The sequence below is a fragment of the Pantoea brenneri genome, assembly GCF_038594305.1.
GTDB lineage: Bacteria > Pseudomonadota > Gammaproteobacteria > Enterobacterales > Enterobacteriaceae > Pantoea > Pantoea brenneri.
In genome coordinates this window covers 83,393-96,666 of sequence record NZ_JBCGBG010000002.1, presented here as the reverse complement: position 1 = coordinate 96,666, position 13,274 = coordinate 83,393, and the positions used below count along the sequence as shown (strand labels likewise).

Sequence of the window (13,274 nt, the reverse complement as noted above, 5' to 3'; positions counted from 1 at the left end):
TAAAAAAAAACCCGAGAGCAGCCTGTGTGTTCAGGCCGCGCTCAGGTTTTGCCTGCGTTATGCAGTAACAATCCTGTTGAAGTAAAAATCCAGTTGCAGAAAAATCCAGTAATAGCGTCTAGCGTGCTTCTTTTCTCACCCGTTCGATATGAATGGTGAGGAACATAATTTCTTCCGCAGTCAGCTCGCGCTGATAGCTTTTTTGCAGGTGCTGCGCCAGCTTTTCGGCACATTTCCAGGCGTTGGCGTAGTTATCTTTTACTGCCCGATGGAGGGAGAGATCGTCATCCGGCACCACGGTACGCGTCAGCATTCGCTGGGCAAAAAACTTCAGATGAGTCACAAAGCGCTGGTAGCTCAGCGACTCTTCATCATATTCAATCTGTAACTGATACTTCACCAGCTGCAGGATTTCCTGCAGCACCCGGGTTACGTGCATAACCTCCGGCATTTCGCTGTTGAGCTGCGCCGTTACCAGATGCAGGGCGATGAAGCCCGCTTCATCCTCCGGCAGCTGGACGTTCAGGCGCTGAGCGATAATGGCCCGCGCTTCCTGCCCCAGTTCAAATTCTTTCGGGTAGAGCCGTTTAATCTCCCACAGCAGCACATTTTTGATGGTCAGGCCTTTATGTTGCCGTTCAATCGCAAAATGGCAGTGGTCGGTGAGGGTGATATACAGGCTCTCCTGCAAGGTCCCCAGCCGCTGGGCGGCAAGCTGGATGATGCGATCGCAGGTGGTCATCACCTCCAGCGGAATTTGGCTTAACAGATCCCCCAGCCGATGCATCAGTTCGTCGCTTTGCAGCGCGAAAATCTTCTCAATGCGCGCCTTATCAAGCGTGTCGCCGACGCGTCTCTGGAAGGCCAGACCGCGCCCCATAACGACCTGTTCGCCGCCGTGTTTATCCTGAACAACCACCACATTATTATTAAGAATTTTGGCGATTTTCATTGGAACCCCAGAAACAAAAAAACCTGACCTCCGGCATAAGCCAGAAAATCAGGTTTTGCCTGCCGAAGCAGTAACAATCCAGTGGCGGTACTGTATCAGTTTCAATCGCAGCCTCAATAGCTTACGAAAAGAAACGTGATACAGATCGTTCTTACTGGTGTGATTTGCAGCAAGGCGAGATCAAAAATATAACCCGCTACAGGTAAACCGCGAGATGCCTTAAGGGCCGTCATTACGGCGAACGCGACATAAACGCGCAGATCTTTCAGCGGAAAGGATTTTCAAAGCAGAGTGGTTTGACGAGACGGCCTTTCAGGCAAGGCGTTTTAACAAGGAGGTGCGCAAAGCGGCATAAGGTGAAGATCGGTGCCAGACACAGTCAAAACAATAACGCCGGAAGGATCGCTTCCGGCGTTAACGGGGTCAGGCTGCTTTTACCGCGCGGACTTTTTTACTGCCAGTCTCTTCAGCCTTGTCATCGGCGCTGTCTGATGCCGTCTCAGGCTGACGGGCATCAGCAGCAACCGGCTCAGGCAGTTTGCTGGTACGCAGAATATGCTGCACAGCATCTTTCTGCTCGGCGATCAACAGGCCCAGGGTTTCCGCCTGCGTCTCATCCAGCGCGGGTTGATGCTGTAACAGCCAGTCGGTGAAGGCTTCGGCCATATCGAGCATTTTGTCGTAGGCATCGGCCTCTTTTTTATTGGCAAACGTCATCTTCTCTTCACCCTTTCTGACTACTACAAATTTTGTTTCGACAGCCATGTTTTTGCCCCTCGGATACTGTGTATACATACAGTATATCACGACGATGATGCTTTTCCAGCAGAGAATAGAGTTTATCGGTTATCCCCGGCATAACCTTAACCGGGCACAAACTTTAACCACTCTGTCGGGGAAGGCGCGTTGCTGGCTAGACCAGCAGCGCCTCAAGAAAATCGGCCAGCGCTTTACGCGGGTCATCCTCTTCCGAGACGATCATCTCAATCCCCCACTGTCCAAGTACCTCTTTTGCCACTGGATTATTGCGGTTGGTAAACAGATACGATTTCGGACGCGCCGTCGCCAGCCCGGTGCGGCCCCACATTTTAGTCAGGCGGTAAAACAGCAGCCGGATATTAAAATCGCTGATGCTGTAGCCGACAAACAGCACCGAATTGCCCATCACGTCGTGGGTCAGTTTGATGTCGAGCGGCGAATCGAAATAGAGCCGTTCAAAGTAGCTGCTTTCATCCAGCACGATAGAGGTGTCATCATCGAAATCGCCGTGCAGCTTGATAATGTGACGTTTATCTTCGGTCAGCGACACCAGATCGGCGGCGTTAGCCACTTTGTAATACGGGACGCCATGCGCATCGTGTGCCGCTTCCAGCCAGCGATCGTAGTTGGTGGTATAGATGCGGGAAAAGTTGCCCTGGGTGATCATGGTGTGGATTTCTGAGGTCCGGACATCAATATCCGGGCGGTGCCATTCGCGATCCATCCAGCTGCGCAGCGGGCCGAGCGATCCTTTCTTCTGTTTGTAATATTCCGCCAGCGACAGATGGGTACCATAGGTGTTAAAGATTTTCGGATCGTAACCCAGCTCATTGGCGAGATGGGCAATCAGCTCATGCCACTCCGGCAAACCAAGATTGCGAGAGATACCCGCGCCGGCAAACAGAATCAGCTTACCGGAATCATAAGCACGTTTAAGTTCAGGTTTCATGCAACTCCCCGAGCCGTTTTCAAAAAAGTGGCGAAGCGATCGAGCGCGATGCGCCGCATCGAAATCTCATTCTTGAGTTCACCCATTTCGGCAAATGTCTGATCGTAACCTTCCGGGATAAAGACACAATCCCACTGAAAGCCGCGTGTGCCGGCCGGTTCGGCGGCGATGGTACCGCGCAGTTCGCCGGAAAACTGATACATTTTGCGACCATCGCAGTAGCCCAGCACGGTCTTAGCCGTCACGGCCTGGCTATCGAGCCCCTGCACCAGGGCGGTAAAACGCTCCGCATCCAGCCGGTTCCAGAAGATGCGGGTCAACCCGGCTGGCAGGCCATTCAGGCCATCCAGATAGAGTCCGGTATGCTCAACGAACAGCGGTCGTCCAATCAGTGAAAAGGCCTTGGTCAGCTTATCGCGCACCAGATCGAGTTCGTTTTCAGTCTGAATTTCTTCGATACGACGGGAGATGGGCAATACTTCGACCCCGATAGGTTCGAGGATTTTGCGCACCTCCGCCAGCTTTTGCTCATTGGCAGAAAGGAATCTGATTTTCATGGGGCTTCCAGGTTAATTGCTCCGCCGCGCGCTGAATCGACAGGCGGGCAGGATAGAACACTAACGCTGGAGAGTGTAGCGCAATTCTGTGGTCCGTCGCCGTGATGGCCGTTCAGCCGGAGTAGAGAGGCAGGCAGAATAAACGGCGCCGAAGCGCCAGAGAAGGTTCAGTACTGAATGCCGGGGGGATTTACCGTGGAGTGCGCGATGGCTTCATCCTGTTCGCCCCAGCGCGTCAGAACCTGCTGATACTGACCGCCGCTGATGGTGCCATCCATGGCCGCCTGCAGTGCGGGTGCCAGACCGTTACCCTTTTTGGTGGTGACCGCGACCCAGGCGCGAAACGGCCCGCTGCCAACCAGTTTTGTTTGTCCGCGTGACGCCGCCTTCCACGCTGCCATCGAGTGCGGCCCGAACATCGCATCGGCACGTCCCGACAGCAGGGAAAGCGTGGCCGAGGCGTCATCGGTCAGATAGATCGGCGTGACTGCCGGCAACCCTTTGGCCTGGTTTTGCCGATCCCAGCTCAGCAGGATGCGCTCCTGATTGGTGCCGGACGCCACGATGATGCGTTTACCGGCGATATCGGCGGGCGCATTGATCGCGCTGATTTTACTGTCACTTTTCACCGAGAAAGCGTGGTTATCGGCGCGATAGGTGGCGAAATCGAACTTCTTTTTGCGCTCTTCGGTCACGGCGATGTTAAACATCGCCACATCGTAGCGGCCCGCGGTGATCCCCAGCGGCCAGTCCTCCCACGATGCCGGCACCAGCTTCAGTTTTAATCCCAGACTGTCGGCCAGCAGCCGGGCAATATCGGGATCGCTGCCGATCCGCGAGACATTATCCGACGCCAGCAGTGACAGCGGCGGCGAGTTGGTGGCGGAAGTCGCCACCGTCAGGGTGCCTGGCTCAATAAAAGTAAAGTTTGCCGGAATTTTTGCGATCGCTGCCGGATTGGCGGGCGCATGAATCGGCGTTTCATTTTGCCGGGTGTCACGTTGTTCAGCGGCGGAAGTGGCCAGCGGCGACAGCAGCGACAGCAGCAGCAATGACAGAGGGCTCAGCTTCATCGTCATCCTCACAGCACGCGCGCCAGGAAACGCCGGGTTCGCTCATGGCGCGGATTGTTCAGTACCTGGCTGGTGCTGCCCTGCTCTACGATCCTGCCGTCGACCATAAACACCACGTTATCCGCCACTTCACGTGCAAAGCCAATCTCGTGGGTAACGATCACCAGCGTGGTGCCGGAGCGCGCCAGTTTTTTGATCACGTCGAGCACCTCGCCGACCAGTTCCGGATCAAGCGCTGAAGTTGGTTCGTCAAACAGCATCACCCGTGGATTTAGCATCAGCGCCCGGGCAATGGCGATACGCTGCTGTTGGCCGCCTGACAGATGACGCGGCCAGGCGTCAGCTTTATGCCGCAGACCGACAATATCCAGCAGCTCACCGGCACGCTGAATCGCTGCCGCTTTGGTGAGCTGTCGATGGGCAATCGGCGCTTCAATCAGATTGTCCAGCACGCTGAGGTGCGGGAACAGATTGAAATTCTGAAACACATAGCCGACGTTAATGCGCTGACGCAGAATCGCCTGCTCTTTCAGTTCGTAGAGCTTATCGCCGCGCTGCTGATAGCCGATGTAGTCGCCGTCAATCTGGATAAACCCTTCATCCACCCGCTCCAGATGATTGATGGTGCGCAACAGGGTCGACTTGCCGGAGCCGGAGGGGCCGAGGATCACCGTCACCGATCCCGGATCCAGTGACAGTGAAACCGCATCCAGCGCTTTGTGTTTGCCAAAACTTTTACTGACGCCGGTAATGCTGATGGCACCGGTGGTGTGTGATGTGCGGTAATCAATGGCTTCGGACATGGCTGATCTCCTCGGTTGGATTGAGAGGCGTGACGCGGTTGCGCCACTGCCGCCAGCGCGACGGCTGCGGTTCGCGGGTCACACTGCGGGCCAGCCAGCGTTCAACGCTGTGCTGAATCACCGACAGCACGGTGGTGATAATCAGATACCAGGCGGCGCCGACCATCAGCAGCGGGATCACTTCCTGGTTGCGGTTGTAGATCATCTGGATGGTGTAAAACAGTTCCGGCATCGCCAGCACGTACACCATCGCGGTGCCCTTCGCCAGGCTGATGATTTCGTTAAAGGCAGTGGGAATGATGGCGCGTAACGCCTGCGGCAGAATGATGCGGAAGGTGCGGCGGGTTGCCGACAGTCCCAGCGCGGAGGCCGCTTCGACCTGGCCGTGATCGACCCCCAGAATCCCGCCGCGAATGATCTCCGCGCTGTAGGCCGCCTGCACCAGCGTTAAGCCAATGACCGCTGCCGGAAACTGGCCCAGCACATTAATGGTCTGAAACGCGCCCCACGACAGAGCGGTAAACGGGATACCAATCGACAGGGTGTCGTAGAGATAAGAGAAGTTGTACAGAATGATCAGCACCACAATCAGCGGCAGCGAACGGAACAGCCAGATATAACCCCACGCCAGACTGCTCAGCAGCCACGAGGAGGAGAGGCGCGCCAGGGCCAGCAGCCCGCCAAATATCAGGCTGAACACCGTCCCCAGCAGCGTCAGCAACAGGGTCTGACCCAGACCATGCAGGATCACCGGATCGAAGAACCAGCGGGCAAATACGCCCCATTCCCAGCGCGGATTAAAGGCGACCGACTGGATCACGGCCGCCAAAATAAACAGGGCGACGATCGCCCCAACGGTACGGGCCGGATAACGCGCCGGCACCACCTGCAGATGTTGATGCTTGCTCATCGTCCCTCCTTAACTCGCCTGTGCGACGTCCTGCACGCCAATCACTTTTATAAAACGCAGCCGGCCATCGTGCGGCGGCTGACCATAGCGTTCCAGATCCCCGCTCAGATCAAACTGCGGCTGATAGCCATGGCCGGTGTAAAGCCGCACCGCCTCTGGCTGGCGGAAACCGGTGGTGAGAAACAGCCGCTGATACCCCGCCCGCAGCGCACGCCGCTCCAGCTCCTGTAACACCACCAGCGCCAGCCCCTGACGCCGCAGATCGCTGCGGGTCCAGATGCGTTTCAGTTCCGCCGTCTGCGGGTCATAAGGCTTATAGGCACCCATCGCGATGATCTCGCCGTCACGCTCCAGCACGATGAATAATCCCTGCGGCGGCAGATACCACTCGGTCAGCTCCTGCTCCTTTTGGCGGGCAAAATAGTCGCCGTAGCGGGCGGCATATTCGCCAAACAGGCCGGTCAGAATCGGTTGCAGTTCCGCCGCCTCGGGCGAAACTTCACGGAATATGGCTTCACTCATCGTCTGCTCCTTAATCGCCCAGTCCGGCCGGGTTAATTTCGGAACGATCGATCCGCTCCACCCCTTCGCCCCAGCGGTTCAGCACCTGCTGGTAGTCGCCGTTTTTCATTACGCCGTTCAGCGCGGTGCTGATCGGTTCAGCCAGGCCGCTGCCCTTTTTCACCGTCACTGCGATGTGGGCTGCTTTCGGCCAGCCACCATCGACGCTGCCGACCAGCCGGGTTTTGCCGTTAAGCGCCGCTTTCCATGCGCCAATTACGTTGGGGCCAAAATAGGCGTCGGCTCGTCCGGCCTGCAGTGCCAGCGTCTGGGCGGCATCATCTTTGGTATAAATCGGCGTAAACGGCTTCAGGCCTTTCGCCTGATTCTGTTTATCCCACGCCAGCAGGATCGCTTCCTGATTGGTGCCGGAACCGACGATGATGCGCAGTCCGGCAATATCCTCCGCTTTGGTCAGCGAGGTGATCGGGCTGTTGGTTTTGACGTAAAAGCCGAGTGAGTCTTTGCGATAGGTGGCGAAATCGAACTTCTCTTTACGTTCTTTGGTGACGGTGATGTTAGAGATCGCCGCATCATATTTGCCGGAGGCGACACCCAGCGGCCAGTCTTCCCATGAGGTCGGCACCACATTGAGCTTCAGGCCGAGGCTGTCGGCCACCAGACGGGCGATATCGACTTCGCTGCCGAGCAGGGTTTTGTTGTCATCGGAGAAGACCGTCAGCGGCGGAGAGTTCTGTGCCGCCACCGCCACGGTAAATGAACCTGGCACCGCAAAGCGATGACCGGCCGGCAACTGCGCCACCGCTTGTGGGTTCTTGCTACTGTGGATCGGCGTTTTATTAGCGTCGAGGCTGACCCGCTGGCCGTTGTACGCCACGCTGGTGCCGTCCGCCAGGGCGCTGCCGCTGGCTGCCAGAATAATCAGGGCGATGAGTCTTTTATTTTTTTGCATAGCACAGGCTCTTATTGTGAAGTGAACTGATTGACCGGCAGCGTCAGGTCAAAACTGTCGCGCAGGGTGTTACCGGGATAGTCTCGACGGGTCAGGCCGCGCGCCTGCAAAATCGGCACTACGCGGTCAACAAACCGTTCGAAGGTATCCGGGGTGCCGCCGTTGATAATGAAGCCATCGGTGGCGTCGGTTTCGAACCAAAGCTGCAGACCGTCTGCCACCTCTTCCGGCGTACCGTGGAACAGGGGACGGGGCGTTGCCGCCTCCAGTGCTGCCTGACGCAGGGTGTGTCCCTGTTCACGCGCTTTACGTTTGATCTCATCGGTGGTGCTGCGGAAACTGTTCTGCCCGATGTCACCGATATCAGGAAAGGGCTGATCGAGCGGATACTGTGAGAAGTCGTGATGGTCGAAGAAGCGGCCAAGGTAGTTGAGTGCATCGTTAATCGACACCAGCGCGGCGGTAGTCTGGTACTGACGCTCCACGTCGTCGGCGTCGTCACCGACAATCACGCTCACGCCCTGGAAGATGTGGAGATCCTCTGGCTGACGGCCGTTCGCCACCAGCTGCTGTTTAACGTCACGGTAAAAGGCCTGCGCCTCTTCGCGGGTTGGCTGGTGGGTGAAGATGGCATCGGCATGGCGGGCGGCAAGCTTTTTGCCGTCCTCTGACGCCCCGGCCTGGAAGATAATCGGACGGCCCTGCGGCGTGCGCGAGATGTTAAGCGGGCCCTGAACCTGGAAGAAATCACCGTGATGATTCAGGGTGTGCAGCTTAGCCGGATCGAAAAACTGGCCGCTCTGCTTGTCGCGCACAAAGGCATCCTGCTCCCACGAATCCCACAGGCCTTTCACCACCTGCAGATACTCATCGGCGATGCGATAGCGTAAGGCGTGCTCCGGATGCTGCTGACGCGAGAAGTTTTTAGCCGAGCCTTCCAGCGGCGAAGTCACCACGTTCCAGCCGGCGCGGCCACCGCTGAGATGATCGAGGCTGGCAAACTGGCGCGCCACGGTAAAGGGTTCACTGTAGGAGGTTGAAACGGTGCCAACCAGCCCGAGATGCTCGGTGACGCCCGCCAGCGCCGACAGCAGCGTCAGCGGTTCAAAGCGGTTGAGAAAGTGCGGAATCGACTTTTCGTTGATGTATAAACCATCGGCGACAAACAGAAAGTCGAGCTTGCCCTGCTCCGCTTTGCGGGCGATCTTTCTGGCGTAATCAAAGCTGATGCTGGCATCGGCCTGAGCCGCCGGATGACGCCAGGCAGACATGTTCCCGGACGCGCCGTGCAGAATAGTACCCAGCCGAAGTTGTCTTGTGCTCATGATGCTCTCTCTTTTTTAGTCATAGCGCTGCCTGAACGGCGGTCGTCACGACAGCCGCAAGGGAATGTCAGCAAATAATGAAATCAGGTCAGAATGGCTTCCCGACATCGCGCATTGAGCTGTTGCAGCGCCTGTTGGGCCAGTTGAGCGAAGTAGTCTGCCGCAGGGGCGATCAGAGCTTCATCCGGATTGAAGCTGGCGTGGTGCAGGCCATAATCGCTGGCACTGCCGATACTGACGAACACGCCAGGCACCTGTTGCAGATAGAAGGCAAAGTCCTCACCCAGCAGATGCAGTCCGGCTGGCTGCACCCGGTAACCGAGCTGTTGCGCCACCTCACTGCTGAAGTGCGCCCAGTCATCATCATTGACCAGCACCGGCGGACCCGGATGCCAGCTCAGCGTCGCGTCTGCACCACTCGCCTGGGCAAAGTTTTCCACCAGCGTGCGCACCCGCTGTTCCAGTTCGGCCCGCAGCTGGCGATCGTGGGTACGGGCGGTGCCGCCGAACTCGACGCCACCAGGCAGGACATTCCATGTTTTGCCGCCATCAATCCGGGTAATGCTCAGTACCAGACTGTCGAGCGCGCTGAAGCTGCGGCTGGTGAGTCCCTGTAATGCCTGAATGATCTGGCTGGCGACCACGATACTGTCGACACCCTGTTCCGGGTGGGCAGCATGCGCGCCTTTGCCGGTCACGCGGATAATAAATTTGTCGGCATTGGCGTAGAACGCGCCGCCGCGGGTGGCGAATGTGCCGACCGGCAGCGTCGGTTCATTGTGCATGCCAAAGATGGCCTGCACCTGATCCAGTACGCCAGCGTCAATAAACTGACGGGCACCCCGGGCGATCTCTTCGGCGGGCTGAAACAGAATGCGCACCCGCCCCGCCAGTTGTGGCTCAATTGCCCGAAGCTGTACCGCCGCGCCTAACATCACGGCGCTGTGCAGATCGTGGCCGCAGGCATGCATGACGCCAGGATGACGGGAATGAAACCGTACGCCACTCGCCTCGTGAATCGGCAGTGCATCAATATCAGCACGCAGGGCGATCACCGTTTCACCCTGGCCAATTTCCGCCACCACGCCGGTTTCAAGCGGGTAATCAAGCAGCCGGATGCCGGCCTCCTGCAGCCAGTGGCGCAGCCGTGCCGTGGTTGCAAACTCCTGACCCGACAGCTCTGGCCAGGTGTGCAGCTCGCGCCGCCATTCAATCAGTTGTGATGCATTCGGCTTCATGATGATTCTCCGCTGAAGGGCGATCAGGCTGCGACCAGATGATGCGTTGCCAGCAGGGCCAGCGAATGGTGACGTGCAACCGGTTCGCTGATCGGCGTATCAATAATGAACTCATCGATACCAAAGTTATGGTGCAGCGCATCCAGCTGGGCATGAACCTGCGCGGCGGTGCCTTTCAGCAGCGACGGCGTACGTGGCTCAATCAGGTAATCACGATAACCCCCCTGGCGCACATACCGTTCGGCCTGTTCGAGGCTGGCAACGTTGACGCCGGGACCATTTTTCACCGCTACGTGGTAGTGACGGAGGTTAGCCACCAGCAGATCGGCACCCGCGGGCGAATCGGCCACCACCACCTGCACGGCCACCAGCGCGCGCTGACCGTTGCTGAGGCGGGAATAGGTGCCGAGCACCTGCTCCAGCAACTGACGGTCACCGTTCAGATGCGCCGCGAACACCAGCTGCCAGCCGAGACTGGCGGCCAGTCGGGCGCTCTCTTCACTGGCACCCAGCAGAAAACGGTTCACCGGCCGTGACGGCAGCGGTGTCGCATGCAAACGTTCATCGTCATCAGCGCCGCTGTGGCTGTCGGGTTTCAGCCAGCTATCCAGCAGCTGCAGCTGTTCGGCAAAGCTGCCCTTCTCTGACGGCTGTACACCCAGCTGAAGCGCACGGGTAGAAAGTGGTAATCCGCCTGGCGCCTTGCCGATACCTAAATCGATACGGCCCGGTGCCAGTGACGCCAGCAGATTGAAGTTTTCCGCCACCTTATAAGGACTGTAATGCTGGAGCATCACCCCGCCCGAACCCACGCGGATATGCCGGGTCTGGGCAATAATCCACGCGATCAACAGTTCCGGTGACGGGCTGGCCAGCTGCGCGGTGTTGTGGTGTTCCGCCAGCCAGAAGCGGTGATAGCCCCACTGTTCAGCCAACTGCGCCAGTTGCAGGGTGCGCTGCAATGCTGCGCCTGGCGATTCCCCCTCAACGACGGGCGCTTTGTCTAACAGACTTAATCGATATGCCATTCACCTGATCCTTATTATTCCGGTTGCTGGTCAGTGTGGAGCGAGGCTTATATTTGGTAAAACATCATATTGTTTTATCTATTTTTAGTTTATTCATATCAGTGCGAAAAGGGAAAGTGAATGGATTATAAATAATATTAAAAACAGCTACTTATGATTATTGATCAATTATTCAGATATTGATGAATCGGCTATTGCAGGCATAAAGCGAAATTATCGGCAATGGATTGCAGAAAAGTGTCTTAAGCAGTCAACAAGCGAACTTTAAATCACGGATCACTTTATCGCTAAATAAAACAGCGGTTAAAAAGGCTGCTGCCGTAAAGGCGGCGGGAATATCCCGTTGTTTTTTATTAACGCCCGCTATCGGCGTTGAGGTTTAACAGCGGTGTTGTTGTGCGGTGCAGAAGATTATTGGAGCGGGCGGGTGGATAAAGGCGGAACACGCCATCCTGTTCGGGCATTGATTTTTTTCAGATAAGCTTTGACCAATTCATTAGTTTATCTGCGTGTTGCGTCATTCGATGATGATTCCGTCTGCTGAGACAATTGATAACAAAGGAATTCATTATGAAGACGTTTTTTCACCGTGCGCCGCGTTCGCCGGCGCTGGTTTTGAGTTTACTCGCCGGGAGTTTTGCCTTTAATGCCGTGGCCGCACCGGTCAAAGGCGGCACGCTGATTTATCTGGAGCAGCAGGCACATACGAATCTCTATCCTCCTGCCGGCGGATTTTATCCGAATGGCGGTATTCTGAATCAGATCACCGACAAGTTAACCTGGCAGAACCCGGAAACCCTGCAGGTGGAACCCTGGATTGCCGAGAGCTGGACCACCAACGCCGATAAAACCCAGTACACCTTTAAACTCCGTCCCGGCGTCACCTTCTCCGATGGCACGCCGCTGGATGCCAATGCGGTGGCGAAAAACTTCGATACCTACGGGCTGGGTAACAAAGCCCTGCGCCTGCCGGTGTCTGAGGTGATCAATAATTACGATCACAGTGAAGTCATCGATCCGCTGACGGTGAAGTTCTATTTTAAACAGCCGTCTCCGGGGTTCCTGCAGGGCACTGCAACTATCGGCTCCGGGCTGGTTTCACTCAGCACGCTGGCGCGTAGCTTCGATCAGCTGGGCGATGCCCGCCATATTATCGGCTCGGGACCCTTTGTGGTCAGCGATGAAAAGCTGGGGCGCGAAGTCGACCTGGTGGCGCGTAAGGATTACCGCTGGGGACCCGTAAACGGTCAGCAGCAGGGTCCGGCTAATCTGGACGGCATTAAAGTGCTGGTCACGCCGGAAGATAGCGTGCGCATTGGTGCGCTGCTGGCCGGTCAGGCCGATTTTATCCGCCAGGTTCAGGCCTATGATGAGAAACAGGCCAGCGAACAGAATTTCCCGATCTATGCCGCACCGACCCGTGGCGTCAACGATAGCCTGAGCTTCCGCCCGGATAATCCGCTGGTCAGCGATATCCGGGTTCGTCAGGCGTTATTGCACGCCACCAACGCGAAGCAGGTAGTGGATACGCTGTTCTCAGCCAACTATCCGCAGGCCACCTCGGTGGTAGCGAAAAGCGCGGCGGGTTACGTCAATCTGGCTGACAAACTGACGTTCGATCTGGCGAAAGCCAGGGCATTGCTGGATCAGGCAGGCTGGCAGCCGGGTGCCGACGGCATTCGTCAGAAAGCGGGTCAGCGGCTGGCGCTCACCGTGTATGAATCCTTACCCCAGCCGCAGAACAAAGAGGTGCTGCAACTGGTGGCGCAGCAGTGGCGTCAGGTGGGGGTCGCGCTGACGGTGAAGTCCGGTGATGCCGGTAGTAAAACACTGGATAATCTCGATCCGCTTAAAACCCCGCTTAACGTCACCGAAGTTGGCCGTGCCGATCCCGACGTGATTAAGAGCAGCTTCTATCCGGCTAACCGCGACAACCTGCTGCAGAAAGGCGGCTCCAGCGACAAAGTCAAAAACTTCCGTGACGACCGGCTTAATCAGCTGCTGGTGGCGATCTCAGCCGAGGTCAATCCGGGCAAACGACTCCAGCTGACCGGAGATGTGCAGCGTTATCTGCTCGATCAGGCTTACGTCATTCCTATCTTCGAAGAGCCCCAGGTTTATGCCGGTGCACCCTGGCTGAAAGGGGTGAAGTTTGAAGCGGTAGGCCGTCCGGCGCTGTATGGCGCATGGCTGGAAAAACATTAAA

13 protein-coding genes are annotated in these 13,274 nt (G+C 57.0%); 1 reads left to right on the top strand and 12 read right to left on the bottom strand.

Features of this window, described 5'->3' with window-relative positions:
• Positions 1–118: 118 nt before the first annotated feature.
• From licT to AABB92_RS11205, 12 genes are all read right to left on the bottom strand, one after another.
• Positions 119–952, bottom strand: a complete 834-nt coding sequence (licT, locus tag AABB92_RS11260) for a BglG family transcription antiterminator LicT (protein WP_031377690.1) — start codon at positions 950–952, stop codon at positions 119–121.
• A 423-nt stretch (positions 953–1,375) separates the two neighbouring features.
• Positions 1,376–1,717 (bottom strand): YebG family protein, encoded by a 342-nt coding sequence (locus AABB92_RS11255; protein ID WP_031377691.1) that lies wholly within the window; start codon positions 1,715–1,717, stop codon positions 1,376–1,378.
• Between the two features lie 148 nt (positions 1,718–1,865).
• Positions 1,866–2,660: an SIR2 family protein gene (locus AABB92_RS11250; protein ID WP_031377692.1), complete on the bottom strand. Its 795-nt coding sequence runs from the start codon at positions 2,658–2,660 to the stop codon at positions 1,866–1,868.
• The gene (locus AABB92_RS11245) at positions 2,657–3,217 is read right to left on the bottom strand and encodes a non-canonical purine NTP pyrophosphatase (protein ID WP_031377693.1); all 561 of its coding nucleotides are present in this window, start codon (positions 3,215–3,217) and stop codon (positions 2,657–2,659) included. Before AABB92_RS11245 ends, AABB92_RS11250 begins: the two co-directional genes overlap by 4 nt.
• Before the next feature lie 167 nt (positions 3,218–3,384).
• Entirely contained in the window at positions 3,385–4,296 is a 912-nt protein-coding gene (locus AABB92_RS11240) for an ABC transporter substrate-binding protein (RefSeq protein ID WP_082097617.1), read from the bottom strand.
• Between the two features lie 2 nt (positions 4,297–4,298).
• Positions 4,299–5,093: an amino acid ABC transporter ATP-binding protein gene (locus AABB92_RS11235; RefSeq protein WP_046289320.1), complete on the bottom strand. Its 795-nt coding sequence runs from the start codon at positions 5,091–5,093 to the stop codon at positions 4,299–4,301.
• Positions 5,077–6,003, bottom strand: a complete 927-nt coding sequence (locus AABB92_RS11230; protein WP_031377696.1) for an amino acid ABC transporter permease — start codon at positions 6,001–6,003, stop codon at positions 5,077–5,079. Before AABB92_RS11230 ends, AABB92_RS11235 begins: the two co-directional genes overlap by 17 nt.
• 9 nt (positions 6,004–6,012) lie before the next feature.
• Complete coding sequence (locus AABB92_RS11225; protein WP_031377697.1) at positions 6,013–6,525, bottom strand: GNAT family N-acetyltransferase; 513 nt, start codon at positions 6,523–6,525, stop codon at positions 6,013–6,015.
• Positions 6,526–6,535: 10 nt separating this feature from the next.
• Positions 6,536–7,477, bottom strand: coding sequence for an ABC transporter substrate-binding protein (locus tag AABB92_RS11220; RefSeq protein WP_031377698.1), 942 nt, complete (start codon positions 7,475–7,477; stop codon positions 6,536–6,538).
• 11 nt (positions 7,478–7,488) lie between these two features.
• On the bottom strand, positions 7,489–8,802 hold the full coding sequence (locus AABB92_RS11215) for an LLM class flavin-dependent oxidoreductase (RefSeq protein ID WP_031377699.1): 1,314 nt from the start codon (positions 8,800–8,802) through the stop codon (positions 7,489–7,491).
• An 83-nt stretch (positions 8,803–8,885) separates the two neighbouring features.
• A complete protein-coding gene (locus AABB92_RS11210; RefSeq protein ID WP_031377700.1) occupies positions 8,886–10,040 on the bottom strand; it encodes an amidohydrolase in 1,155 nt (384 codons plus the stop codon).
• Between the two features lie 23 nt (positions 10,041–10,063).
• Positions 10,064–11,068 carry an MsnO8 family LLM class oxidoreductase gene (locus AABB92_RS11205; protein ID WP_031377701.1) on the bottom strand — a complete coding sequence of 335 codons (1,005 nt, stop codon included), beginning with the start codon at positions 11,066–11,068 and terminating at the stop codon, positions 10,064–10,066.
• 570 nt (positions 11,069–11,638) lie between these two features.
• On the opposite strand from AABB92_RS11205, the gene AABB92_RS11200 reads away from it, so the two are divergent.
• The gene (locus AABB92_RS11200; protein WP_046289321.1) at positions 11,639–13,273 is read left to right on the top strand and encodes a TIGR04028 family ABC transporter substrate-binding protein; all 1,635 of its coding nucleotides are present in this window, start codon (positions 11,639–11,641) and stop codon (positions 13,271–13,273) included.
• The last annotated feature ends 1 nt before the right edge of the window (position 13,274 follow it).